Raw genomic sequence first — 23,780 nt, forward strand, 5'->3', positions numbered from 1 at the left:
CCTATGGCGGCATTGTGCTGCACGACATCATCAATGTCGTCTTCGCGCACAAGGCGTTGGAAAAAGGCGCAGATGGCCTGATCGCGGTGTGCACCGGCGCGGGCGGCCATGCCGGCACGCTTTCGCCCTTCGCGCTGATTCAGGAAATCCGCCAGTTCTTTGATGGCCCGCTGGCCCTCTCAGGCTCCATCGCCAATGGCGGCGCGGTCGCGGCGGCGCAGGCGCTGGGCGCTGACCTGGGTTATATCGGCTCGGCCTTCATCTCCTGTGACGAGGCCAATGCGGTCGACGGTTACAAGGACATGATTGTCGACTCCAAGGCGGGAGATATTGTCTATTCCAACCTGTTCACCGGCGTTCACGGAAATTATCTCGCGCCATCCATCGCCAAGGCCGGACTTGATCCGAATGATCTGCCGGAAAGCGACCCGAGCGCGATGAATTTCGGCTCCGGCGGCAATCAGGAAGCCAAGGCGTGGAAAGACATATGGGGCTGTGGTCAGGGCATCGGCGCAATTGACAAGCGCATGTCCACTCAGGAGTTCGTGGACAAGCTGGTGCGCGAATATGACGAGGCCCGCGCGGCGCTCGCCAAGCGCCAGGCCTTTGGAGTGGCACCTGTCGCGGCGGAGTAAGCTCGGCGTCTCCCCGACTGAAAATGTCAGAATGCCCCTGAAGTCTCAGTGACTTCGGGGGCATTTTCTTTTGCGTGGCGATCTGAATCCGACAGGGTCGTGAGCATGTCAGCCTTGGGACATGTTGATACGTTCTNNCCTGTTCGATACGACTGGCTGGCGCTGGCCGCATTTTTCGCCGCGAGAACTTGCCTGCAAATGCAGAGGCCAGTTCTGTGATGGTGCGTACTGGCACGATCCGGAATTCCTCGATGCGCTGGAAAAACTGCGGGGGGCGGTGGGCGGTCCGCTCGTCATCAATTCGGGCCACCGCTGTCGCGGTTGGAATGCCAAAATGGGTGGCGCTGAGCATTCCATGCACAAACAGATCGCGGTTGATATCGCGCTGAATGGCCGTGACCGGTTCGCATTGCTGGCGGCAGCCGAGTCGCTTGGGTTCACCGGAATCGGACTTGGCCGAAGCTTCCTGCATCTGGATCGGCGGGCCCGTCCGGCACGTTGGAATTACAAGGGGAGCCGTGCACTATGGCAGACATAGTTGGACTGGCGGCGAGTGCGGCCGGGGGCGGCGTCTTCGGCCTGCTCGGCACGGTGATCGGTCGGGCGGCGGGCTATTTCGAGCAGCGCCAGTCACAAGCGCATGAGCGGGCGCGCTGGCAGCATGAGGCAGAGCTGATCAGGTTGCACAGGCAGGTCCGGCGCGAGGAGCACGCGGCGGCGGAGCAGCTGGCCGAGACCAGCGGCAGCTGGTCGGGGCTCGCCGCCTCCCTTCAGGCCGAGGCCGCGATTGGCGACAGCTATGCCTGGGTGAATGCGGTGCGCGCCCTGACCCGGCCCGTGCTGACCTTGTTGCTGTGGCTCATCACCTGGCTGGTGTTCGTGGCCTCGCCGGAAGCCGAACAGGTCAAGATCGTGGAAACGGCCACCTTCGCTGCGACGGCAGCAACGCTCTGGTGGTTCGGGGATCGCGGGGCGCAGCGCATGGCGCGTTGACGTTCCGCCTCGCGCCGGTCCATCCTGCCTGAAACATTGAAGGGCAGGCGACATGGGCGACTATATTCTCGTCATTGATGAGGGCACCACATCCACGCGGGCGATCGTGTTCGACCGCGAGCTGAACCAGGTGGCGCTGGCGCAGAAAGAAGTGCCGCTGGCCTATCCGAATGATGGCTGGGTCGAGCAGGATGGCGAGGAGATCTGGGACAAGACGGTCGAGGTCTGCCGCGCCGCCATTGAGCAGGCGGGCGGCGTGGAGCAGATCGCCGGAATCGGCATCACCAATCAGCGCGAGACGACACTGGTCTGGGACAGGGCGACCGGCAAGCCGATTGCCCCGGCCATCATCTGGCAGGACCGTCGCACGGCCGAGACGTGCGAGGCTTTGCGCAAGGCGGGTCATGAGGCGGCTGTTCAGGACGAGACCGGTCTGCTGATCGATCCCTATTTTTCCGGTACCAAGATTGGATGGGTGCTCGACAATGTGGAGGGTGCCCGAGCCCGCGCCGAAGCAGGCGAACTGGCTTTCGGAACCGTAGAGAGCTTCCTGATCTGGAAACTGACCGGAGGCAATTCGCACGTCACCGATGTCACCAACGCGTCGCGAACATTGCTTTATCGGCTTGGGCTCGGAGATGCTGGCGGATGGAGCGACAAGATGTGCGCCACGCTGGGTGTGCCGATGAGCATGTTGCCGCAGATTCGACAGAATGCTGATGATTTCGGCACCAGCGAGGAAAGCCTATTCGGCAAGGCGCTGCCGATCCTGTCCGCAGCGGGCGATCAGCAATCGGCGCTTGTGGGGCAAGCTTGCCTGGAGCCCGGTACTGCCAAGATCACTTATGGCACCGGGGCGTTTCTCGTGGCTAACTGCGGTACCATTCGTCCGCAGTCGGCAAATCGCTTGTTGGGCACGGTCGGCTATGAAGTGGCGGGCAGGGGTGCGATGGCCCTGGAGGGCTCAATCTTCAATGCCGGAACCATAGTACAATGGCTGCGTGACGATTTGCGCCTGATCGAAGATGCGGCCGAAAGTGCGGACGTGGCGGCGGCGCTCAGTGGCAATGGCGGGGTCTATATCGTCCCGGCCTTTACCGGGCTTGGCGCTCCGCATTGGGCGGCCGATGCGCGCGGCACGATCAGCGGCATTACCCGCGCCACCAAGGCCGAACATCTGGTGCGGGCGGGGCTGGAATCGGTCGCCTATCAGACGCGTGACTTGCTCGATGCTTTTGAAGCCGATGGCGTTGCGATCAAGGAACTGCGCGTCGATGGGGGCATGGTGGCGAATGACTGGTTGATGCAGTTCACGGCCGACATTTGCGAGCGTCCGATCCTGCGCCCTGACTATCGCGAGATGACGGCGCTTGGGGCCGCAGCTCTGGCGGCTATGCAGCTTGGATGGTTGGCTGCCGACGCGTGGGCCAACCGCACTGTGCCCGGCACCCGGTTCGAACCGAAAATGGAAAAGACTGCTTCGGCCCGTTTGCGACGCGGCTGGGCGACGGCGCTTCGCAAGACGCTGGCCTGAGCGTCTATCAAGCGAAAACAAAAAAAGGGCGGACACGAGGTCCGCCCTTTTCTCATTTGTCGTTTGCGATCACTTACATGCCGCAGGTATTGGTCAGGAAGGTCTCGATTTCTTCCAGAACCTGTTCCTTGTGCTCAGGCAACCATTTGGCGCTCTGGTGACCCATCTGCTTCATGACAAGAAACTTGCTGTCAGGCTGCTTGTCCTTGATGGCATTGTAGAAGTCGCGGCTGTGGAAGATCGGCACGCGGACATCGTAGTCACCATGATAGATCAGGATCGGGATGTTGATCTTGTCCGTGTTCTTCATCGGGTCCATGCCCTTGACGGTGTCACCCTGAACAATGCGCTGGATGCGATTGTCGCCCCATTCATTGCCGAGCTTGGCAAGGTTCGAAACGCCGGCCCCAGCAATGGCGCACTGGTAAGGGCTGTTCGGACGAACGGACGCGGCAAATGNNCCCCGCCATAGGAATAGCCATGAATGGCGATCTTGTCGGCATCGACATAACCATTCTCGACCAGCCAGGCTGCGCCATCATCCTTGTCGTCCTGCATCTTCTGGCCCCATTCGCCGTCGCCAGCGCGCCAGAGTGCACGGCCCCAGCCATCACTTCCGCGATATTGCGGCTGCATGATGATGTATCCGCGGCTCGCGAAGTATTGCGTCCAGCCTGACGAATCAAACCCGGCGCTATCACGGGCCCAGGGACCACCGTGCGGCACGATGATTGCGCCTTTGGCCTTCTGGCCTTCTTCAAAGCCGGCGGGCAGGGTGATGATCGCAGGGATCTGCAGGCCGTCGCGTGCAGAATAGTAGACGAACTTTGACTTGCCGAGATCCTCTACGTCGATCCACGGACGCTGGGATCCGATGACGGCGACCTTGGATTTGTCGACCAGCAGGAAGTAAGCGGGCGGCATGTCGGCGGCGCTGACCGCAAAGAGGACGCGATTGCGATCTGCCGTATAGTCGCTGATAGCCACATTCTTGCCCGGGAAGGCCGCATCCAGACCATCCTGAATGCTCTTCATCTCAGGATCGAGCCAATAGGTTTCCTGAACAGGGCCGCTGTAGGTAAATCCAAGAATGGCACCGAAGTCCTGCGCGCGATCAGAGAAGATCATGCCCGAGGCGTTGAACTCGGGATGTGCGAATACGGGATCGTCACTGAACGAGTCTGTGGACGCATCATACAGATAGATCGCGACCTTGTCGTCGAACTTGTCGGTCGCGACAAAGTAGTTTTCGGTATCGTTCTGCTTGCCGAGCACTTCCATATTGAAGCGATTGGCAATTTCGGTCGTCAGTGGCTCTTCTATCCGGAAATTGCCGTCATTATCCAGCAAGCTGATATATTGGCGCCAGGCACCATCTTCATATTCGAGTTCCGTTCGTGCAACAGGCTCACCGGTTCGGGTGCTGACTTCAATTTGCTGCGTATCGCTTGCCTTGAAGAGGAATTTCTCGCGGCCATTCGAAAGATCATGTTCGAAATAGCTTGTTCCGTTCTTCGTGGAGGTACGGCGAAGGACGATCTTGGTTGGATCGAGCGGAAGCAGTGAGGCAATGCCGGTATCGCCTTCCAGTTCGAAACAGCGGAGCAACATCTTGTTTGCGCCAATTTCAGCGCGGCCATCCGGGAGGTCATCAATCTTCTTGATGCGCTCGTTCCCCATATAGACCTTTTGAAGGTATTTCTTGGTCGAGCCGGTTGTCTTGCCTTCGCCACAGCCTTCAAGGGCGCCGATATAGGGCTGGACCGTGAACCAGAGGGACTTCTTGTTCTTCAGCGCGCTTGCGCCGTAGAATTTGGTCTTCCCGCTGGATGGCGTGATGTTCGAAGGGACGAGCGGCTTGGTGGTGTCAATCTCGCCAGACAGGTCCCAATAGGCTGCTGCGCGCGCATCGCCATCCTTCGAGGGATCAGCGATCACGCCAACCAGCATGTCACCCTCAAGTGACATGGAGACACTGGAAACCGACGGGAATTTCGCGAAGTCTTCTGCGGTCACCGGTTCAGCCTGTGCGGCCAATGATCCCGCAAGCGCACTGATCATTCCAGCCGCCAAAATGCGATAGCGCATCAATGTATTCCTCCGAATTGGTTATGTTTACTATTTAAGTCGGGGCGAGGAGCGTCAAGCACGGTCATGCACTTATGCGACAAGAACACGTCCGCAACTTCTGGGAGCGTGGCAAGATTGTGTCCCAAACAACACAGTTTGGTGGCAGAAAGTGCCTCGTGGGTGAAATTTGTGTCATGAAATCTTGTCACTTCCAAAACCGACGTTCAACGTAGCGGCAAGGCCTGCTGTAAATGCGGGTGCTGGGTGGAAAACACCGGGCTAATAGGTGAGCAAAAACATATTTCAGGGGAAATACTGATGAACAAACGACTGTTCCGTCGGTCGGTTTTCGGCAGTGTCGCTGTAGGCGCACTTGTCATTTCCGGCGCGGCTCAAGCCCAGGACGCAGATGCAGAATCTGAAGACGTTCTGGAAATCATTGACGAGGCTCCTCAGGATGAGTCCCGCCAAGAGAAGATCGTGGTTACCGGCTCCCTGCTGGCTCGCGATTCGTTCTCCTCGTCTTCGCCGATTCAGGTGATCACGGCCGAAGTCGCAACGCTCGAAGGCCTGGTCGATACGGCCGCGCTTCTGCAGGGCTCTTCGCTCGCATCGGGCTCGACCCAGCTGAACAACACATTCCAGAACTTCGTCACCAATGGTGGTGTCGGTACGCAAACGCTCGACCTTCGCGGTTGTGGTGACACGCGTACGCTGGTTCTGGTCGACGGTAAGCGCCCAGGTGCTTCAGGTACGCGCGGCGCAGTTTCCGCACTCGACCTGAACGTCGTTCCACAGTCCATCATCTCCCGCGTTGAGATCCTCAAAGACGGTGCTTCGACTATCTATGGTTCGGACGCTGTTTGCGGCGTGGTCAACATCATCACACGTGATTCCGTGGATGACCTGGAACTGAACTTCAATGTCACGCAGCCCTTCGAAGAAGGTGGCGAGCAGTATTCCGCCAGCGCGGCATGGGGTTTTGAGCTTGGCGACAATGCGGCATTCACCCTGTCGGCTGAGTATCGTCTCTCTGAAGAACTCGACGCCAGCCAGCGCGATTACCTGTCCTGCCCACGCGATCTCGTGCGTGACCCGCAGACCGGTGGCCTGCTTGACCGTCTGAACTATTCGGCTACGGCGACAGACCCGCGCAACAACTGTAACAACCTGTACCACAATACAGCCATCGACCTGTTCTCAGGTGAGCGTCTCGTGCCTTCCCCGGACGGTGTGACCGGCACGACGGCTTTCGGTGGTTCGATCCCGGGTTACCGCCCACGCGTCGGTACGGGCTATCTGGCCAGCGGCCAGCCATACTATGAAGACATTCTCGATGCGGCCTTCCTGGACAACTCGGACTTCATTCCGCGCAACGAGAACATTTCTCTGTTCGGCTCTGCCGATGTGACCTTTGCCGGTGTCGAATGGGATACGGAACTTCTCTTCAGCCGTCGTACGACGGACATCGAAGGTTGGCGCCAGTTCTTCCCGATCGTTGGCTCTTCGCAAACGCCGTTTGGTGTTCTGCCGCAGTATGGCTACATCGCTGATCCGACCTATTCGAATGACATGAATTCGCTGGTCCAGATCGTGGCACCATTCCCGACGACCGATAAGGTTGAAGTCGACTACTTCTACGGCAGCACGTCGTTCTCCGGTGGCTTTGCTCCGGGCGTTCTCGACGCATGGTCCTGGAAAATCGACGGCACCTATTCGCGCGGCGAAGGTACCTATGAAGGCAGCGAGATCCTGATCTCCCAGTCGGGTGACTGGAACTTTGACGGCGTCGACTACGACGATGACGGCGTGCCGAATCTTGTCGGTCCTCCAAGCATCAACCTGCTGGATCCCGATATCCTCAGCGGTGCTGCTGTAAACGACCTGGTTGCGGCCATCGGTGGCTACCAGTCTGGTGAAACGGTCTATGAGCAGACCACATTGACCGCGGTCGTCGCGGGTGAGCTGTTCGAACTGCCAGCTGGTCCAATCGGCCTTGGTATCGGCGCTGAGTATCGCGAATTCAGCATCGATGACACGCCAGGTGAACTGACCCAAAGCGGCGACATCTGGGGTTCTTCGACCGCAGGCCCGACCCGCGGCGAGAACACTGTCACCGAACTGTTCGCTGAAGTCGAAGTGCCGATCTTCAAAGGTCAGCCTTTTGCTGAAGACGTCACGTTCAACGGTTCTGTGCGTGGCTTCGAATACGACATCGGTGGTTCCGACTCGATCTACAAGGTCGGTCTGAACTGGCAGGTTAACCCGATCCTTCGGGCCCGTTCGAGCTTTGGTACGTCTTACCGCGCACCAGCGCTGTTCGAACTGTTCCTTCAGGACCAGACCGGTTTCCTGTCGCAGACCTCCATCGACCCATGTATCAACTGGGGCGATACCAATAACCAGAACATCCGTACCAACTGTGCCGCGGCAGGTATTCCTGACGACTTCACAGGCGGTCTTGGCGGTTCTGCTCTGATCACGACCTCAGGTGGTGGCGATCAGCTTGAATCCGAATCCGGTGAAACTTTCACCGCGGGTATCATCCTGACGCCAACTTTCGCCAACCTGAACATCGCGATCGACTACTACGAAGTTGAAATTCAGGACCAGATCACCAGCCTGAGCGGTGCTCAGATCGTCGGTGGTTGTTATGCAACAACGACCTTCCCGAACGATTTCTGTAACCTGTTCGAGCGTGACTCTGCGACGTCGCTGACGCCGTTCCAGCTCGACAACATTCAGGCCCTTACCCTGAACGTTGACTCCCAGCAGCAGCGCGGCATCGACCTTGAAGTTCGCTACGAAGAAGACTTCAACTTCGGTACGCTGACTGTCGAAACCTCGATGAACTGGGCTCTGGAGCGTTACATCAACGTCTTCGGTTCGGACTTCGTCACGGGTGTGGAAGACAACGACTTCAACGGCACAATCGGTTATCCGAGTGTCGTAGGTGATGCGAACGTCCGTCTGGACCGTGGAGACTGGACCTATTCCTGGTTCACGACCTTCATTGGCCGTCAGGACAACAACCGCAACTTCGACGACGACCTGAACGAGCCAGCGGCCTATTTTGGTCTCGATGGACAGTACAAGGTCTTCACCGAAGCTCAGTTCGAACATGGTGCTTCTGTCCGCTGGACAGGCGATACATGGACGATCACTGGCGGTATCCGCAACATCTTCGACGAAGCGCCACCGCAAGTGTCTGACATCATCACGACCAGCGCAGGCAACACGCCGCTCAGCGCAACGGCCTACGACCTCCGCGGTCGTCGTGCCTTCGTGAGCGTGTCCAAGACCTTCTAGGGTCGAAGACAAGTCCAATATTGCGAAAGGGCGGACCATATGGTCCGCCCTTTTTGCATTTGAGGCTGAATGCGATGGACAAACAGCCCGCCCGCGCCGGAAGACGCGCGCTCAGTGTCGCTGATTGTCGGGAAATTCCTGGTGCCGCGAGGGAGAATTGAACTCCCGGCCTCATCATTACCAATGATGCGCTCTACCACTGAGCTACCGCGGCATTGCAGGAATAGAAAGCGGGCTTTAGCTTATGCAGACTGACATGAAAAGGCCGTTTTGCTGCGAAAAGCACCTCGTATGAAAGACAAGGTAACAGGACAGGATAATGCCGGACGCCGGGCCGAGGCTCTGCGGGCGAATTTGCGACGCCGCAAGGCGGCTACGCGCAAGGCGAAGGCGCCCCCGGCTGAGTCGGATCCAGAGAAGAAATGAGCCTGCCGCTCAACTCTCAGGCTTATCTGCGTGGGCCGCACGGCTTTCTCGCTGCGGCCAGGGAAGAGAGCCTGTTTGTTCGGCAGAAACTGCCCTTCCTCGGCAAGTGCACGCTGGTGCTGGGACATGCTGAATGTCTGGAATTCCTCAAGGATTCGGATCGTTTTGCGGTGGACGCGCGAAACGCCGGGTTTGATTCACCGTTCGGCCTCAGATTCCTGCCCAAATCCCTGAAGACCCTGTCCAACAATCTGCTGTCGCTGGATGACCCTGACCATCTGCGCTTGCGGCGTCTGGTCGACCAGCCCTTCCGGCGTGTCTCGATCGACGCATTGAGGCCGCGTATTCGCGAAACCTGTGATCGGCTGGTAGCGGAGATGGTTGAAGCAGGCGAAGCGGATCTGGTTGAGGGGCTGTGCCGACAGCTGCCATTATTGGTGATCTATGACCTGCTGGGGTTCTCGGGCGAGATTCGAAACAAGCTTGATTCTGTCCTGCATGGCCTGACCGCGACAGCGAACATATTCAATGTGCTGCGCGGCCTGATGAAGCTTGGCGCGGTTCAGAGAATGCTGGCGGAGGAATTCGAGCGCGTCCGGCATGAACCCGGGCCAGGCCTCGTCACCGAGCTCGTCCATGCTGAAGCCGATGGCGACCGCATGAGCAATGACGAGTTGGTTGCCATGGTGTTTGTCCTCTTCATCGCCGGACATGAGACGACGAAGCACTTGATCTCGTCAGCTGTCTACACGCTGCTGACCGAGCCGGACGCAGCGGATCAGTATCGGGGCATGGATGACGATGCGCGCGGCATCGCCGTGGATGAGCTCATGCGCTACTGCGCGCCGGTGCAGATGACCAAGCCGCGGCATGCACGCGAGGATCTGGAATTCCACGGCTTGTCAATGAAACGCGGCGAACGCCTTGTTGCCTTGCTTGCGGCGGCCAATATTGATCAGCGTGTGTTTGAGGGCCCTCGAAACCTGGACCTGACCCGCAGGCCCAATCGCCATCTTGGATGGGGTGGCGGGCCGCATATCTGCCTCGGCCTGCACTTGGCACGCGCCGAAGCGCAGGCGGCGCTCGATTGTCTTCTGGACGGCTGGCCGGGCCTCGCCCTGGGCGTTGAGCCGGAACAGCTGAAGTGGATTCCGCGCTCCGGCTTGCGGGGGCTTAAGCAACTGCCGGTAATATTTGGATAAAGTCTGTGCAGCCTTGCCACATTCAGGCCCTTCCAAAGCCGCGAAGCGCTGTATAAGGGCAATCCATGGATAAATTGCACATCAAGGGCGGCGCTCATCTGAATGGCCGCATTCCGGTTTCCGGCGCGAAAAACTCCGCTCTGAAGCTGATGGTCGCATGTTTGCTGACTGACGAGCCCATCACGCTTACCAATATGCCGAATCTGGCTGATACGCGCTTCCTTGCGCAATTGCTGGAAACGCTGGGCGTTGAAGTCTATTGGCCGAAGGGCGATTCGACCTGTCATCTGAACGGTGCTGAGCTGAAAAGCACGATCGCGCCATATGATCAGGTCCGCAAGATGCGGGCGAGTTTCAACGTATTGGGGCCTCTGATTGCGCGTTCTGGCCATGCTACAGTCTCGCTGCCGGGTGGCTGTGCGATTGGTGCCCGGCCGGTCGATCTGCACCTGCAAGCTCTGGAAGCAATGGGCGCGGATCTGCGTGTGGAGCAGGGTTATGTGAAGGCCGCCGCCATTCATGGCCTGAAAGGTGCGCACATCAATTTTGCCATGCCGAGCGTGGGTGCGACCGAGCATGCCATGCTGACTGCGACGCTTGCGCAAGGCGAGACCGTTCTGGAGAACGCCGCACGTGAGCCCGAGATTGAAGACTTGGCGGTTTGCCTGAACTCCATGGGCGCGAAGATCACGGGCGCTGGCACGTCCAAAATTCGCATCGAAGGCGTCGAGAAACTGAGCGGCACGACGCATTCCGTCATGCCGGACAGGATTGAGGCGGGCACATATGCCATGGCGGCTGCAGCGGCCGGCGGTGATGTCACGCTTGAGGGCGCACCGGTGGCGGCCCTTGGTGCAATGATTGGCAAGCTGAGAGAGGCTGGCGTCACGGTCGAGGCCGACGAGGCCGCGGCTACTCTGCGCATCGTGCGGAATGGCTCTCGGCTCAAATCCGTCAGCGTATCGACCCAGCCGCATCCAGGCTTCCCGACTGACCTTCAGGCTCAGTTCATGGCCCTGATGAGCCTCGCGGACGGTACAAGCATCATTCGCGAAACGATTTTCGAAAACCGTTTCATGCACGCACCGGAACTCTCGCGTCTTGGCGCAGACATTACAGTGCGTGGGCAGGAGGCGGTCGTGAAAGGTGTGCCTCAGCTGACCGCAGCGCCAGTCATGGCGACAGATTTGCGCGCATCGGTCTCTCTTGTGATTGCAGGGCTTGCCGCAGAGGGGGAGACTGTGGTGAACCGTATCTACCACCTCGATCGTGGATTTGAGCGGCTGGAAGCGAAACTTAACGCCTGTGGCGCTAGCATTGAACGCCGATCCGAGGACGAAGACTAGGAATTGCTCAAGGGGCACTGATGGCTGATCACAAACCACTTCGTCTCCTCGCCGAAACGGCCGAGGATCTGGAAGTCATTTCCGCCGCCATTCAGGACAGTGTCGTGAAAGCGGGGAACCTGAAATATGAGTCCCGCCACAACCGGTTTGCGCTGGAAATAAACCGCTTTCGCTGGGAAGCGGGCGCGAAACGCGGCGACGGCCAGCGTGTGCGGTCGCTGCTGGCCTTCGATGGCGTGCTGGGCGCGAAGACCCGCGCTGTCACCAAGACAGACCCGGAAATGGTCCTGTCGCTGTTGCAGGTGACCTTCACCCCGGCAGATGAGCCGCCGGGTGGAAAGATCACGCTGATCTTCGCAGGCGACGGAGAAATCGTCCTTGAGGTTGAAGTTCTGGATGCAACCTTGCTGGACAGTGACTATGTGTGGCCGACGCGCCGCCTTCCGAGCCACGAGCGGCGCCGGAGATAGACATGGTCCGCAGGTTTTTTGCCTCAAACGACGCCTTCAATGGTGAATTTGCCCAGTTCCTGGAGCAGGAACGCGGCACGGGTGAAGACGTCGCGAATACCGTGACGGGCATCCTTAAGGATGTGCAGGCACGCGGCGGCGAGGCCGTGGCCGAGTACACGGCCGGGTTTGACGGTCTTCAACTGGACCCCTCGACGCTGACATCCGACAATGTGAACCTGCACAGTCTGGCCGCGCAATGCCCGGCCGATTTGCGCGAAGCCATCGATTTTGCGCATGATCGGATCGCCACATATCATGCGGCGCAGCGGCCCGCAGACCACAGTTTTACCGACTCAGCGGGAGTAGAGCTCGGCTGGCGCTGGACGGCGCTGGAAAGCGTCGGCGTCTATGTGCCGGGCGGCCGCGCGAGTTACCCCTCTTCGGTCCTGATGAATGTCGTGCCGGCCAAGATCGCCGGCGTTGAGCGCATCGTCATGGTTGCGCCTGCCCCCCAGGGCGAGCTGTCACCCGCAGTTGCATACGCTGCGCTGAAAGCCGGCGTTGAGGAATTTTACCCAATTGGTGGGGCGCAGGCCGTTGGCGCGCTGGCTTTTGGCACGTCGAACATGGCGCCGGTCGACAAGATTGTCGGCCCTGGCAATGCTTTCGTCGCAGAGGCCAAGCGCCAGGTATTCGGCCGCGTCGGCATCGACACGATTGCCGGCCCGTCAGAGATTCTGGTCATCGCAGACCATACGGCAAATCCGGACTGGATTGCCGCTGACCTGCTGTCTCAGGCCGAGCATGATCCCAGCAGCCAGTCGATCCTCGTTGTTGTGGACCAGGCTGTGGGGGATTCTGTGGAAGAGGCTGTGGAAAACCAGTTGAAAACCCTGCCAACTGGCGAACGGGCACGCGAAAGCTGGATGAATAATGGCGCAATCGTCGTCGCACCTGATTTGCCTGCTGCAGCCTCCATCGCGAACCGCATCGCGGCTGAGCATCTGGAGCTGGCCGTGGAGGACCCGGATGCCCTGTTGCCACTGATCCGCCATGCCGGTGCGGTCTTTTTGGGCCACTATACGCCGGAGGCGCTGGGCGATTACGTCACCGGGTCGAACCACGTCTTGCCGACCAGCCGCGCCGCGCGTTTCTCGTCCGGCCTTGGCCTGTATGATTTTCTGAAACGGATGAGTGTTCAGCGTGTGGGGCCTGAGGGGTTTGCCGCGATTGCGCCCGCCGCCTTGCGTCTCGCCGAGGCAGAGCGCTTGCCAGCCCATGCGCGCTCCATCTCTATCCGCTCCAATCAGGGCACGGACGGGTGAGCAATGACCGGCTCATCGGCGTCGATATCGACGATGAGACCCTGGGCGCATCGGGCCCGGACGCCGAGCATGAGCGTCGCGTTGCCATTTTTGATCTGTTGGAAAGCAATTCCTTCAAGGTGATCGGTCAGGACAGGGGGCCGTATCAACTGAACCTGTCCAAAGCCGAGCGCCGGCTCGTCTTTGCCATTCGTACCGAGGCAGGCGAGGAGGTGCACACGTTCATCCTTTCGCTCGGGCCGTTCCGGGGCGTGATCCGCGACTATTTCATGATCTGCGACAGCTATTATGATGCGATCCGCACGCAATCTCCGCACCAGATCGAAGCCATCGATATGGCTCGGCGTGGCATACATAATGAGGGTTCAGAACTTCTCGCCGAACGCCTTGAAGGCAAGGTCGAAGTCGACTTCTCCACGTCGCGGCGGCTATTCACGCTGATCTGCGCCCTCCATGCCGGCCAAACGCGCGCAGCGGGCTAAGGAAATAATTCAAAGTCACCGAAGCGTATCCACTTGCCACACAAGATCGCTCACGCAATGATACCGCTATCATAAAGAAGCGGAGGAAAGTCATGGCGAAATGGATTCTGATTGGGTTCGCGGGGCTCGTGTCAGCAATTGCGCCAAGTGCGTGCAGTGCGATGGGGCAAGTTATGCCGGCCGACGAAATGGTGGTTGAACAGGTGCCAGTGGCGCTGGAAAAGCACCGCGTCGTTATCCTGACCGACATGGAAGCAGACCCGGACGACACCCAATCGCTGATCCGTCTCCTGCTCTATTCCAATGAGATCGACATCGAGGCGCTGGTGGCGACCACGTCGATCTGGAAGAAAAACGATATTCGGCCCGATTCCATCCGCACGACACTTGGAAAGTATGGCGAGGTCTACGATACGCTCAGCCAGCACGCGCCGGATTATCCGACGGAATCCGAGCTGCAGGACCTCGTGATGAGCGGTCAGCCGGGCTATGGCATGCCCAGCGTGGGGACCGGGCAATCGACAGAAGGCTCGGACGCGATCATTCGCCTGCTTGAGGCCGAGGATGACCGGCCACTGTGGATCTCCGTCTGGGGCGGGGCGAACACGCTGGCCCAGGCGCTGCATGATATCCGTGAAACGAAGAGCGACGCGGAGGCTGCGCGCCTGATCTCGAAACTCCGTGTCTATACAATTTCAGATCAGGACGATAGCGGCATCTGGATGCGCCGCGAGTTTCCGAGCCTGTTTTACATTGTCAGCCCGGGCGAGTATGGCCGCTCCACCTGGACCGCTATAACGCGTGGCTTTCCCGGCTTCGAGGACCATATTTCCAATCAGTGGATCGCCGAAAACATCCAGCAAGATCATGGCCCGCTTGGCGCGCGCTATCCGGACGTGGTCTGGGGTATGGAAGGCGATACACCTGCCTATCTCTCCCTGATCCCGAACGGGCTCAACGTGCCGGACCGTCCGGACTGGGGCGGCTGGGGTGGTCGGTACGAACTCTATACGCCGAGTGCGGATGAGATCGGTGTCGGTCCCGGAAAGCTTGGTTCGGGCGGTGTGCCGCTGGACCCGGAACCGCGCCCGATCTGGACGAATGCGACGGACACCTACACGCCCTGGGTGGCGCAGAAGGATGGTCGGGCGATTGGCCCTGCAGAGGAAACCTATCACGACAATCATGTCACGCTGCTGCGGTGGAGAAGCGACCTCCAGCGTGACTTTGCTGCGCGCATGGACTGGACCATTTCATCCTATGAAGACGCGAACCATCCGCCGGTCGTGAAACTGGCTCATGCGCGCCAGCTCACCGCGAAGTCCGGAGAGCATATCGGACTGGATGCGTCTGGTACGTATGATCCGGATGGCGACAGCCTCAGCTATCACTGGTTCAATTATGCGGAAGCCGGGACGTTGGAGGCGCCCATAGACATGGGACACGCCGTCAATGATTTCGATATCTGGCTCCAGTTGCCGGAGGTGGAACAGACGGAAACTGCGCACTTCATCGTGAAAGTCACCGATAAGGGAACGCCATCGCTGACACGCTATGAACGGGTGATTGTCACAATCGAGCCCTAAGCTGAGGAAAGTTCAGGTAAAACGGGCAAGGCTTGCCCCAGCGTCCGGTCTTTGTGACGTAGCGACACCGTGTATGATCGGACAAAACGATCCGGAGGAAACATGCACTACACCGAACTCCTGAAAGCACGGGAAGAACTGACAGGCCCCGGCGGCGAATTCGAGATCGTCGAGGCCGAAGTTCTGGGCAACCGGCTCCGCGTCTACAAGAACGCCCCGCCCAGTGTGCGGGAAGTCTGGCTGTCGACGCTCCAATTCCCCGAACGCGACTATCTGGTCTACCAGGATGAGCGTTGGACTTATGCGGATGCACATCGCGATGTGGCGTCGGCCGCCGCCTGGATGTTTGACCAGGGCGTAAAGCCCGGCGACCGTGTGGCGATCGCCATGCGCAACTATCCTGAATGGATGCTGCTATATTGGGCCTGTGTCTCGGTTGGAATTGCCGTGGTTGGCATGAATGCCTGGTGGACACCTGAGGAAATGGAATACGCGCTAAAGGACTCCGAGCCCAAGATCCTGTTTGCGGACTCAGAGCGGTTGGAACGGGTGCTCGCCATTTCCGGCGCGGCCGCCAAGATGAAGATCGTCGGTGTACGCGCGCCGGATGCGCCATCGCCTGTCATCCAATGGTCAGACGTGTTGGCCCATGGCGGCGCATTGCCGGACGTCAGTGTCGACCCCGACGCGGATGCGTGCATCTTCTATACATCCGGCACGACCGGTTTCCCGAAAGGCGCTCAGCTGACCCATCGGGGGTGCGTGTCCAATTTGCTGAACATGGCATTTGCGGGGGCTTCCACCCAACTCGCGACCGCGCGCGCCACGGGGGAAATGCCACCTGAAGAAGCGCCAGTTCCGGTTGGCCTGATTACGACGCCGCTCTTCCATGTCACGGCGAACAATTGCGCCGCCTATCTCATCACAGCTGCGGGCGGCAAGATCGTGCTGATGTATCGCTGGGACGCGGGCGAGGCGCTGAAACTGGTTGAGACCGAGAAGGTCACGGCGATGAGCGGTGTCCCCATCATGGCCCGCGAACTGATCAACCATCCGGACTTCGAAAAGACAGACACGTCCAGCCTGGCAACGCTGGGCGGGGGCGGCGCGCAATTGCCGCCGGACCTTGTTCAAAAGATCGACTCCACGGTGGCAACCGCCCGGCCGAATACCGGTTACGGCATGACCGAAACCTGCGGCATCATCACATCTGTTGCGGCCGACTTCTTCATCGACAAGCCCGACAGCGCTGGCCCGGCCATGCCCAATTTCGAGGCCAAGTGCGTCAATGATCTTGGTGAGACCGTCGCGCAGGGCGAAGTTGGCGAGCTGTGGGTGCGCGGCTCTTCGGTCATCAAAGGCTATATCAATCGGCCTGAGGCGACGGCAGAATCGATTACCGATGGGTGGTTGCACACCGGCGACATTGCCCGGATCGACGAGCATGGTTTCATCTTTATCGTGGACCGCAAGAAAGACATGGTGCTGCGCGGCGGCGAGAACGTCTATTGCGCCGAGGTCGAGGCGGCGATCTATCGTCATCCGTCCGTGGCCGAGTGCAGCGTCTTCGGCGTACCGGATGACCGGTTGGGCGAGGAGGTCGGCGTGGCCGTCGTGTTGAAACCGGGCGAAGACCTGGCTGCCGTGACCCTTCGTGAGCATTGCGCGGGCATCATGGCGAAGCACAAGGTGCCGCGTTATGTCTGGTTCCTCACCGCACTGCCGCGCAATGCCAGCGGCAAGTTCATCAAGCGCGACCTGAAAGAACAGCTGACCAAGGAACTGGATAGCGCAGCGGCGAACTAGCGCCTGACAGTAGCGATTATTTTGAGCAAGCCCTCCAGTCTCTGGGGGGGGGCTTGCCTCGTTTTGGGGAAAGCCATTCTGCCGCGCGCCAGGCATGGCGACCCCGGCAGGATTCACACCCTCAAAAAATGGCGCTGTAATCATTCGGGTTTTCCCGAAGGTGGGACGGTTTGGTCGCCACCCGTGGGCGCGGGTGGGACGTTTTGTTCCTGAGTCGTTTTAAGCAATTCGAACACACGGCGCTGCAGGGGCGCAACGATCTCGGCCTCGATGCGGGCGCGGTGTCGCGCGATCATGCGCAGGTGCTCGATTTCGCCAAACATCAATTCTCTCCCTTCCGGCAGACCACGGCGACGCCGCAGATCGTGCGAACGCGGCCCTGTTTTGACCTGGGGCCGGATAAGGGCAGTTCCGGCCGGGCATTCGCGGACGCCTCGCGCCGGCAAACATAGTCAAGCCGCTGGGTGTCATCGACACCGATCGAGGTGAGTTTGATACCCTCGGCCTCGAAGGCAAAAATCAATTGTGACATGGCCTGCATTATGGATGTCGTCGGCATCAATTCTCTCCCTCGGTCAGAACATGCTCACGTGCCTGGTCGAGGTAGGCCTCCGACCAACTATATCCGCGCGGGTCGATCGATGTATCGACGGGGCAGGCCGAGCGCATGAACAGCCGCAGCCCGGTTTCCCTGCTCTTGTCTCGCGCGAGCCAGCCGCCCACAACAGCAATATGGGTGCCGACGAACGCGCCAGCAAAAACGGTCATGCCTTGTCCGCCTACATAAGCGGCGGCACACCCTGCCAACGTGGCGACAATTCCCACATTATAGACGAGCCAGTTCATCAATTCCCTCCAAATGTCTTTCGCATCGCGCCGAGCGCGAGCAGCGCCTGGTCGACTTCCTCGGTATAGTGCTGGACCTCCGACAGGGTCTTGTGACCCGTGACGGCAGCGATTTCCCTGGTCGACATGCCATAGGCGGCGAGCCGGGTCGCGGTGGCCTTGCGCAGGCCATGCATGGAACAGCCGGGCAGGCCGGCCTCGTCGCACCATTGGCGCATCTTGTTCGACAGGCCCTTCACCGAGAACGGCTTGCCGTGCGCCGTCAGCGCGAACGCCAGCGCGGCCGGCGGCGTGTTGTCGATCGCGACCGCTAGCGGCGGCACGACGGGCAGCCAGACCCGCGCATTCGTCTTTTCCTGAACGATATGGATGCCGCGCACCTGGTATTGCGCGCCGGTGTCCGGCTCGGTGAATGTTTTCAGCGAGACATGCTGCGGCCCGAGCCGGTGAACGTCTGACACGCGCGACGCGGTATAGAGGGCGAGCGCATAGACCAGGCGGGCCATTGTGCCGACGGCATGGCGTTCCTCGTATTGCAGGCATTCCTCGACGGTCCAGGTGTGATGACCCGGCCCGGTTTCCTTGAGGCGCTTGACGCCGCGCACCGGGTTATGATCGACTAGGCCTTCCTCTTTTCCCCATTCATAGACGGCGCTGATCGCCTTCATCCGGTTGTTCGCGGCGGCGGGTGTGTCCCGTCTCGCGTTCCGGCCTGCGCGAATGTCTGCGCTGGTCACCTCGCGCGCCATCAAGTCGCCGCCGTCGGTGATGACCTTGGCGAGGATCCGCCGACGCACGGCCTGGGTCGAGGGTTTGAGGTCGGTCAGGAATTCCGGACTGGCGAGGAATTGCTGAATCATCCATTCGAGCGAGCCTTCAATGGCGCGGCTGCGATCGCGCGCGGCCCTGACGGCATTGTATTGCGCTTCGAACGCATCCGACCCCGGCTCGGCCTTCAAGCGGATCTTGCGGCCCGTGACGGGGTGCAGGACGTACCAGCGGCGATTGCCATGCCGATCGACATCGCTGCGCGTGAAGCGATAGCGTTTCCTGAATTCTGCCACGTCCCGACCTGTCATAGCGCCCTGACCTCTCGGGCGCGCGGGGAAGTTGTGACAGTTTCACCGCGACGGTGCAAGCTGTCGGCATAGTCGTCGAGGTCTTCACGTTTCCAGCGCGGCGGATCCTCGTCACTCGGCTGCGCGATCGTGCCGGCATCGACGAGCTCGAGGAATTTTGTGCGGCCAAGCCCGACATAATACGCAGCCGCCTCGGCGCGCAGCAGGCGCGGCGGGAAAGGGGTGTCGGGCTGGCGGGTCATTGCGGCGCCTGTTCAAACAAAGGGCCGGGGGATGCGTCGCAGAACTCACGATGCACGATTGTGTTTGGCCATTTTCGCATCCAGGGAAGGGGCGCGACTGGGTCTCGATCCTCGGGTTTCCACTTAAACCAGCCTAGCTGACCCGATGCGGGCACCGGCTCGCAGGCTTTCGCGTCATACAGGACTAGTCCGCGCGGCCCGAAGAACCAGCGACTCGGTCGTTCGCTGACGACATTATCCAGCCGGACACTGCCAATAATAGCGCCGCGGACCAGCCTGTCGGGCCGAGGGCATTCGACTCCAAGGTCCAGCATGAACGCCCGCGCGCGTTCATATTCGAGTTGCGCCATGCCTTGCGCGGCATGTATCGCCACGCGGCGACCGAGCAGGCCCTTTGTACCGAATGGCGCTTTCGATCGGTTCTCGACGTCCTTGCCGCCGTGAATGATGGCCCAGGCCCAAGGCTGGCGAACGGAAATGGCTGAAACGGGCAGAGTCATTCCGGCACCTGCTCGATCCGCTTCGCGGCGGCCTCGATCGTCTTCACGGCCTGCAGGTAGATCCTGCAGCCATTGAACAGCTGTTTCGCGAGCGCGGCCCTGGCGTGCGCGTCTTGAATACTGACCTTGCCATCGCGCAGGCCTTGTATGTCTGCGGCGAGTCCCTTGATAACATCCTGCAGGCCGAGCTCGTCGGACACGGGCGTCGAGTCATAGTCACGCTGGGGCATTGTAACCCTTTCTCCATTCCGGCGGCCATTCCATGATCGCGGCCTCGCAGCGCAACGCCTCGGCCAGGGCAAGGCCCTGCTGGATGATGCGACGGTCACCGAACGCGCCCTCGCGGATCCTCGGGGCATACTCGGACTCGCATCCCGTGCAGACCGGCGGCCGCGCTTTATCAGGCCCGCTGCGTTCGTGGTAAAACCGGCCCCGCACGAACTGGCAGATGATGCAGGTGAAGGTCGGCGGCGAGTGTGCGGTCATTCTTCCTCGTCCTTCACAGTGAACATATGCCCGCAAAGACAGTGAACAGCGGCCATTCGGACCGGGCCGGCGTCCATGTTCACTGTCTTGTAGGTTCCCAGATGGGTGTGCCCGCATTTCTCGCAGGTCGCCTCGAAGAACTCCGGGAATTTCGCTTTCATTTCGGGTGTGAGCGTCATCCGTCGAACCCCAATCTCGGAACCCCGCCCTCGCGGTAATTGTGCGCCACGATGGCGCGGTGATGATCGATCAGGACCGAGCCGTCAGGCATGACCGTGTCGGCCATGAATTCCCGCTCGACGGTGGTGATTTTCTGATCGATCGCGACTTTCTTGGCCTTCACCAGCAGGACCAGCGCACGCCAGGCGGCGCGTTCGGCCTGCGCCCGCGCCGCCTGTGTGTCGCGCACCGGGTGCGGCGGCGGCGCGCTGATCCGGTAATAGGTTTCGCCAAGCTCGAACACGACCGTGACGCCTTCCGGCTGGTGATAGATCGCCATGCGCTGCGCACCGAGCGCGGTCAGCAGTTTCTGGACCTCGGTTTGCGACCTTTCGACAGGCACTTTTGTGGTCTCGGCGTAGGTCATTCCGGCGCACCCTTCTGGTCATGGCTTTGATCCTTCAGCCTGGCACGGTCGAGTCGCTCGATTTCGGCAACAATGAGCGCGGCAGCGCGGACTAGATCACGACGCGGGTTTTTCGGCTTCCACCAGTCATCGCCCCAAGGCCAATTAACTGGCGCCGCCTTATTCCATTTGCGGCGGTCTCCGGCGTAGCAGGCCGCAGCCATAGCCAGCGAACCATCGGAATGCTCGTCGTCATGCTCGGGCGTCCAGCCCTCCGCCGACTTCTGGCGTTCACGCTCCACGATAATGTCATTGATTGCCGTATTCATTTCAATTCATCCCTCTGATTTAAATCAATCAAATCCCGCATTGCCTGGGACATCGAAATCCCAGCAAGTGCGGCGCGCTCGTACAGTTTGCTGTATTGCGCCAGGCTTAACTGAACCGTCACGGCCGGCGGCGATTTCAGGCGCGCCGGGTGCGTCGCTCTGAGGTGGTTTCGCCCGTCAGCCATCGGCTTCACCCTCCAATACATAGGTCCGCCGGAAAGCGAGGTCGGTCTTGTGCGAGAACGCGGCAGACCGGGGCGGGGGTGGGCGCAGGACCCAATCCCCCACCTCGGCGACGGCGCGACAGCCGCCCGGTTTCGGGATCAACAGGCCGCGCGGCACCCATTTCCAGGGCTCGCGGCGCAGGTTGGCGCCCATGACGGCCAGGGCTTCCTCGATCGACATCAGGGTGCGCTGCCACTCGCGGCCGACCGCGGGGCTTTGCGTGAGCGCGTCCGCGTCCGGCCGTCGCGCACTTTCCGGAATACGGAATGCCAGGACGGGGCCGTTATACAGCGGGTTGGCCGTCACCATTTCGTCGACCAGGCGATAGGTCTTGACCTCGATCATGACACGGCCGCCGCGCGCTGCGCCTCGGCGCGATCCGCGCTGGCCCTGGCGATGATGTGCTCGCGCAGGCGTATCGCGGTCTTGCGGCGCGGCAGGACCTGCATACCGTTCGGGACGTGATAGAGCGACCCGAATGCATGCGGCCAGTTGCCGACCCAGAGTTTCATGCCGGCAACGGTTGCGGAATAGTCGGTCACATCCTCGATCGTCTTGGCATTGTGCTCGACCAGGTAAAGCGCGGCGGCGAGCGTGCGGTCCCAATCATCGTCGACGTTATGGGTCCGCATCCAGAAGCGCGGGTCGAACAGGACGCCGAGCCGGTCGGTCAGGGGTTTGAAACGGTCGCGGGTCATGTCGTCAGGCCTTCCAACAGGTTCAGGGTTTGTTGTTCGAGTTTGCGCCCGGTCGGGACGAGCTCGTCGGCGGTGCGGCCGCAATACAGGCAGCGGCCCTCGCCCCATTTCCCGGCGCCCTGGCGGCCTTTCGGCCATTTGTGGCGGGTGCCGACACGGCGACCGGTTTTCGGGCTGATGCCCTTGCAGGGTTTGAGGCGGGAAATCATGACGCGCGCGGCAGGCTGCCGTCGACCGGTGGGAGTTCTTGCGTCTGGATGTCGATGAATTGGTCCACGACGTGCTTGAAATCGTCGGCGGGCATCATCAGGCCGGATTGCTCGAGTACGCCGCGCGTCACCTGCACCCAGCCATTCAGCAACATCGACATGCGGGTGCGCCGCACAAAGTTTTCGTCGGTCTCATTTGGCCCCTGGCTGATGCCCGCGGCTTCAAAGGATTCGAGCACCTGGTTACGCACGGCCGCGATGAACGCCGCACTGATGCGCTCAAATTCCCGCAGGGACGGGTCATTCAGGGGAATCGTGTGTCTGACGGGCATTACTTCAATCCTCTCAGGGTTTCGACAATGGCTTCCATCGTCGCGATTTCATTGTCGGCCTTGGCCTGCGGCATCCGGTTATCGGCGACGCGGCGGGCGTAGACTTTCTTGCGCATGGCGACCTCGCGCGTGGCGCATTCGATTTGACGATCGAGCGAGATTTGTCGCGGCGCATTGGGGAACATGTCGGTCATTGTGCGCGGCCCCATTCCTGCGCCCGTGCGGCGAGCGCCTCGAGCAGGCGGTCCGCCGGCAGGCCAGAACTGCCGGGCTGGTTGTGCCAATCGTCCCAGGCCTCGCGCAGGGCATCGACGAGCGTGACGTCTGCGGCGGTTTCCGACCGGGCGGCGCGGCCCTTGGCGAGCCAGTCGCGGAACTCACTGATCTTGAACGTGACGTCCTGGCCGCCCTCGCTGATCGTGATTCGAGTCTTGTCACCGGTCAGCATGCCCGGTCACTTTCGAGCAGCTGGCGCGCACGGTCGACCTTGCGACGCAACCGGGCGAGCTCGAGCGTGGCATCCTCGACCTCGTCACCATCGGGAAAGAATGCCGAAATCGGCAGGCCGAACAGTTCGGCGACGTTCCACAACATGCCGGCCGACAGGCGGTTCGTGCCGGTTTCGTATTTCTGCAATTGCTGATGCGATATGCCGAGCATCTGGCCGGTCTCGGCCAGCGTCATGTTGCGATCCTGGCGGATTTTGCGAATTTCTTCGCCGACGAGGCGGTCGATGTCGCTCGGCGCGCGGCTGGTCTTGGCGATCGTGCGGGTCATGCGGCGGCCAGCGCATCGATGTCGAGGCGCTCTATCTGCGCGACGAGGGCATTGACTTCCTGCTGCATGGCCGAGGCCTCGTCGAGGGCGGCCCGTTTTGCGGCGGCGAGATCACGGGATCCGGCGGCCTTCCCCTCGATCAGCTTGCGCACGGATGCGGCGACGGTGCGCTGCCGACCGATCAGGCCGAACAGCAGCAAGGTCGCGGCATCCTCGGCGTCTCCGATGCGGGAAAGGGGTGCGGTATAGTTGGACATGAAAGCCTCCTGCTAAGTTGCAGGCTGCTTGTAATGGTAAAAAGAATTCCCGTCAATACGGGTTGCAAA

The 23,780-nt window shown here is 60.5% G+C and carries 34 protein-coding genes and 1 tRNA gene; 12 read left to right on the plus strand and 23 right to left on the minus strand.

The window, feature by feature from the left end; all coding sequences use genetic code 11:
* The 4 genes from B2P82_RS00745 to glpK form a co-directional block, all read left to right on the plus strand.
* A partial coding sequence (locus tag B2P82_RS00745; RefSeq protein ID WP_290494402.1) for an NAD(P)H-dependent flavin oxidoreductase occupies positions 1-635 on the plus strand: 635 nt, incomplete at its 5' end.
* A 121-nt stretch (positions 636-756) separates the two neighbouring features.
* Positions 757-1,173 carry a D-Ala-D-Ala carboxypeptidase family metallohydrolase gene (locus B2P82_RS00750; RefSeq protein ID WP_290494404.1) on the plus strand — a complete coding sequence of 139 codons (417 nt, stop codon included), beginning with the start codon at positions 757-759 and terminating at the stop codon, positions 1,171-1,173.
* On the plus strand, positions 1,161-1,628 hold the full coding sequence (locus tag B2P82_RS00755) for a hypothetical protein (protein ID WP_290494405.1): 468 nt from the start codon (positions 1,161-1,163) through the stop codon (positions 1,626-1,628). Before B2P82_RS00750 ends, B2P82_RS00755 begins: the two co-directional genes overlap by 13 nt.
* 52 nt (positions 1,629-1,680) lie before the next feature.
* Entirely contained in the window at positions 1,681-3,162 is a 1,482-nt protein-coding gene (gene glpK / locus B2P82_RS00760) for a glycerol kinase GlpK (RefSeq protein WP_290494407.1), read from the plus strand.
* Between the two features lie 73 nt (positions 3,163-3,235).
* Here glpK and B2P82_RS00765 read toward each other — a convergent pair whose 3' ends face one another.
* Positions 3,236-3,577: an alpha/beta hydrolase family protein gene (locus B2P82_RS00765; protein ID WP_290494745.1), complete on the minus strand. Its 342-nt coding sequence runs from the start codon at positions 3,575-3,577 to the stop codon at positions 3,236-3,238.
* On the minus strand, positions 3,469-5,250 hold the full coding sequence (locus B2P82_RS00770) for an alpha/beta hydrolase family protein (protein ID WP_290494409.1): 1,782 nt from the start codon (positions 5,248-5,250) through the stop codon (positions 3,469-3,471). The genes B2P82_RS00765 and B2P82_RS00770 overlap by 109 nt, the downstream gene beginning before the upstream one ends.
* Positions 5,251-5,550: 300 nt before the next feature.
* On the opposite strand from B2P82_RS00770, the gene B2P82_RS00775 reads away from it, so the two are divergent.
* Entirely contained in the window at positions 5,551-8,541 is a 2,991-nt protein-coding gene (locus B2P82_RS00775; RefSeq protein ID WP_290494411.1) for a TonB-dependent receptor domain-containing protein, read from the plus strand.
* Between the two features lie 139 nt (positions 8,542-8,680).
* Here B2P82_RS00775 and B2P82_RS00780 read toward each other — a convergent pair.
* A tRNA-Thr gene (locus tag B2P82_RS00780) sits at positions 8,681-8,755 on the minus strand.
* A 208-nt stretch (positions 8,756-8,963) separates the two neighbouring features.
* Here B2P82_RS00780 and B2P82_RS00785 point away from each other — a divergent pair.
* The 7 genes from B2P82_RS00785 (at position 8,964) to B2P82_RS00815 (ending at position 17,166) form a co-directional block, all read left to right on the plus strand.
* Complete coding sequence (locus B2P82_RS00785; protein ID WP_290494414.1) at positions 8,964-10,169, plus strand: cytochrome P450; 1,206 nt, start codon at positions 8,964-8,966, stop codon at positions 10,167-10,169.
* Positions 10,170-10,234: 65 nt separating this feature from the next.
* The gene (gene murA, locus B2P82_RS00790) at positions 10,235-11,515 is read left to right on the plus strand and encodes a UDP-N-acetylglucosamine 1-carboxyvinyltransferase (protein WP_290484457.1); all 1,281 of its coding nucleotides are present in this window, start codon (positions 10,235-10,237) and stop codon (positions 11,513-11,515) included.
* 20 nt (positions 11,516-11,535) lie between these two features.
* Positions 11,536-11,985: a DUF2948 family protein gene (locus B2P82_RS00795; RefSeq protein WP_290494420.1), complete on the plus strand. Its 450-nt coding sequence runs from the start codon at positions 11,536-11,538 to the stop codon at positions 11,983-11,985.
* 2 nt (positions 11,986-11,987) lie between these two features.
* Positions 11,988-13,292: a histidinol dehydrogenase gene (gene hisD, locus B2P82_RS00800; protein ID WP_290494422.1), complete on the plus strand. Its 1,305-nt coding sequence runs from the start codon at positions 11,988-11,990 to the stop codon at positions 13,290-13,292.
* The gene (locus B2P82_RS00805; RefSeq protein WP_034811256.1) at positions 13,289-13,774 is read left to right on the plus strand and encodes a UPF0262 family protein; all 486 of its coding nucleotides are present in this window, start codon (positions 13,289-13,291) and stop codon (positions 13,772-13,774) included. The genes hisD and B2P82_RS00805 overlap by 4 nt, the downstream gene beginning before the upstream one ends.
* Positions 13,775-13,947: 173 nt before the next feature.
* Complete coding sequence (locus B2P82_RS00810) at positions 13,948-15,360, plus strand: DUF1593 domain-containing protein (protein WP_414652001.1); 1,413 nt, start codon at positions 13,948-13,950, stop codon at positions 15,358-15,360.
* A gap of 102 nt (positions 15,361-15,462) precedes the next feature.
* Complete coding sequence (locus B2P82_RS00815; RefSeq protein WP_290494427.1) at positions 15,463-17,166, plus strand: class I adenylate-forming enzyme family protein; 1,704 nt, start codon at positions 15,463-15,465, stop codon at positions 17,164-17,166.
* Between the two features lie 140 nt (positions 17,167-17,306).
* Here B2P82_RS00815 and B2P82_RS00820 read toward each other — a convergent pair whose 3' ends face one another.
* Genes B2P82_RS00820 through B2P82_RS00915 form a run of 20 tightly spaced genes read right to left on the minus strand, consistent with a single transcriptional unit; the run spans position 17,307 to position 23,711 of the window.
* Positions 17,307-17,489 carry a hypothetical protein gene (locus B2P82_RS00820; RefSeq protein ID WP_290494429.1) on the minus strand — a complete coding sequence of 61 codons (183 nt, stop codon included), beginning with the start codon at positions 17,487-17,489 and terminating at the stop codon, positions 17,307-17,309.
* Positions 17,489-17,725, minus strand: coding sequence for a hypothetical protein (locus tag B2P82_RS00825; protein WP_290494431.1), 237 nt, complete (start codon positions 17,723-17,725; stop codon positions 17,489-17,491). Before B2P82_RS00825 ends, B2P82_RS00820 begins: the two co-directional genes overlap by 1 nt.
* Positions 17,725-18,012, minus strand: a complete 288-nt coding sequence (locus B2P82_RS00830) for a hypothetical protein (protein ID WP_290494434.1) — start codon at positions 18,010-18,012, stop codon at positions 17,725-17,727. The genes B2P82_RS00825 and B2P82_RS00830 overlap by 1 nt, the downstream gene beginning before the upstream one ends.
* Positions 18,012-19,091 carry a site-specific integrase gene (locus B2P82_RS00835; protein ID WP_290494436.1) on the minus strand — a complete coding sequence of 360 codons (1,080 nt, stop codon included), beginning with the start codon at positions 19,089-19,091 and terminating at the stop codon, positions 18,012-18,014. The genes B2P82_RS00830 and B2P82_RS00835 overlap by 1 nt, the downstream gene beginning before the upstream one ends.
* The gene (locus tag B2P82_RS00840) at positions 19,088-19,333 is read right to left on the minus strand and encodes a hypothetical protein (protein WP_290494438.1); all 246 of its coding nucleotides are present in this window, start codon (positions 19,331-19,333) and stop codon (positions 19,088-19,090) included. Before B2P82_RS00840 ends, B2P82_RS00835 begins: the two co-directional genes overlap by 4 nt.
* Positions 19,330-19,833 carry an ASCH domain-containing protein gene (locus B2P82_RS00845; protein WP_290494439.1) on the minus strand — a complete coding sequence of 168 codons (504 nt, stop codon included), beginning with the start codon at positions 19,831-19,833 and terminating at the stop codon, positions 19,330-19,332. Before B2P82_RS00845 ends, B2P82_RS00840 begins: the two co-directional genes overlap by 4 nt.
* Positions 19,830-20,063 (minus strand): hypothetical protein, encoded by a 234-nt coding sequence (locus tag B2P82_RS00850; RefSeq protein ID WP_290494440.1) that lies wholly within the window; start codon positions 20,061-20,063, stop codon positions 19,830-19,832. Before B2P82_RS00850 ends, B2P82_RS00845 begins: the two co-directional genes overlap by 4 nt.
* On the minus strand, positions 20,050-20,319 hold the full coding sequence (locus B2P82_RS00855) for a hypothetical protein (protein ID WP_290494442.1): 270 nt from the start codon (positions 20,317-20,319) through the stop codon (positions 20,050-20,052). The genes B2P82_RS00850 and B2P82_RS00855 overlap by 14 nt, the downstream gene beginning before the upstream one ends.
* Positions 20,316-20,498: a CpXC domain-containing protein gene (locus tag B2P82_RS00860; protein ID WP_290494444.1), complete on the minus strand. Its 183-nt coding sequence runs from the start codon at positions 20,496-20,498 to the stop codon at positions 20,316-20,318. The genes B2P82_RS00855 and B2P82_RS00860 overlap by 4 nt, the downstream gene beginning before the upstream one ends.
* Positions 20,495-20,905, minus strand: a complete 411-nt coding sequence (locus B2P82_RS00865) for a hypothetical protein (RefSeq protein ID WP_290494446.1) — start codon at positions 20,903-20,905, stop codon at positions 20,495-20,497. Before B2P82_RS00865 ends, B2P82_RS00860 begins: the two co-directional genes overlap by 4 nt.
* Entirely contained in the window at positions 20,902-21,213 is a 312-nt protein-coding gene (locus tag B2P82_RS00870) for a hypothetical protein (protein WP_290494448.1), read from the minus strand. The genes B2P82_RS00865 and B2P82_RS00870 overlap by 4 nt, the downstream gene beginning before the upstream one ends.
* Positions 21,210-21,398 (minus strand): hypothetical protein, encoded by a 189-nt coding sequence (locus B2P82_RS00875; protein ID WP_290494450.1) that lies wholly within the window; start codon positions 21,396-21,398, stop codon positions 21,210-21,212. Before B2P82_RS00875 ends, B2P82_RS00870 begins: the two co-directional genes overlap by 4 nt.
* Positions 21,391-21,783 carry a hypothetical protein gene (locus B2P82_RS00880; RefSeq protein ID WP_290494452.1) on the minus strand — a complete coding sequence of 131 codons (393 nt, stop codon included), beginning with the start codon at positions 21,781-21,783 and terminating at the stop codon, positions 21,391-21,393. The genes B2P82_RS00875 and B2P82_RS00880 overlap by 8 nt, the downstream gene beginning before the upstream one ends.
* The gene (locus tag B2P82_RS00885) at positions 21,780-22,136 is read right to left on the minus strand and encodes a hypothetical protein (RefSeq protein ID WP_290494454.1); all 357 of its coding nucleotides are present in this window, start codon (positions 22,134-22,136) and stop codon (positions 21,780-21,782) included. The genes B2P82_RS00880 and B2P82_RS00885 overlap by 4 nt, the downstream gene beginning before the upstream one ends.
* The gene (locus tag B2P82_RS00890; protein ID WP_290494456.1) at positions 22,133-22,345 is read right to left on the minus strand and encodes a hypothetical protein; all 213 of its coding nucleotides are present in this window, start codon (positions 22,343-22,345) and stop codon (positions 22,133-22,135) included. Before B2P82_RS00890 ends, B2P82_RS00885 begins: the two co-directional genes overlap by 4 nt.
* The gene (locus B2P82_RS00895; RefSeq protein ID WP_290494458.1) at positions 22,342-22,677 is read right to left on the minus strand and encodes a hypothetical protein; all 336 of its coding nucleotides are present in this window, start codon (positions 22,675-22,677) and stop codon (positions 22,342-22,344) included. The genes B2P82_RS00890 and B2P82_RS00895 overlap by 4 nt, the downstream gene beginning before the upstream one ends.
* Entirely contained in the window at positions 22,677-22,871 is a 195-nt protein-coding gene (locus B2P82_RS00900; RefSeq protein ID WP_290494460.1) for a hypothetical protein, read from the minus strand. The genes B2P82_RS00895 and B2P82_RS00900 overlap by 1 nt, the downstream gene beginning before the upstream one ends.
* The gene (locus B2P82_RS00905; RefSeq protein WP_290494462.1) at positions 22,868-23,125 is read right to left on the minus strand and encodes a hypothetical protein; all 258 of its coding nucleotides are present in this window, start codon (positions 23,123-23,125) and stop codon (positions 22,868-22,870) included. The genes B2P82_RS00900 and B2P82_RS00905 overlap by 4 nt, the downstream gene beginning before the upstream one ends.
* On the minus strand, positions 23,119-23,454 hold the full coding sequence (locus tag B2P82_RS00910; RefSeq protein WP_290494464.1) for a helix-turn-helix domain-containing protein: 336 nt from the start codon (positions 23,452-23,454) through the stop codon (positions 23,119-23,121). The genes B2P82_RS00905 and B2P82_RS00910 overlap by 7 nt, the downstream gene beginning before the upstream one ends.
* The gene (locus B2P82_RS00915) at positions 23,451-23,711 is read right to left on the minus strand and encodes a hypothetical protein (protein WP_290494466.1); all 261 of its coding nucleotides are present in this window, start codon (positions 23,709-23,711) and stop codon (positions 23,451-23,453) included. The genes B2P82_RS00910 and B2P82_RS00915 overlap by 4 nt, the downstream gene beginning before the upstream one ends.
* Between the last annotated feature and the right edge of the window lie 69 nt (positions 23,712-23,780).

Origin of the sequence: Hyphomonas sp. UBA4494 (assembly GCF_002388935.1) — a bacterium.
Taxonomy (GTDB): domain Bacteria; phylum Pseudomonadota; class Alphaproteobacteria; order Caulobacterales; family Hyphomonadaceae; genus Hyphomonas.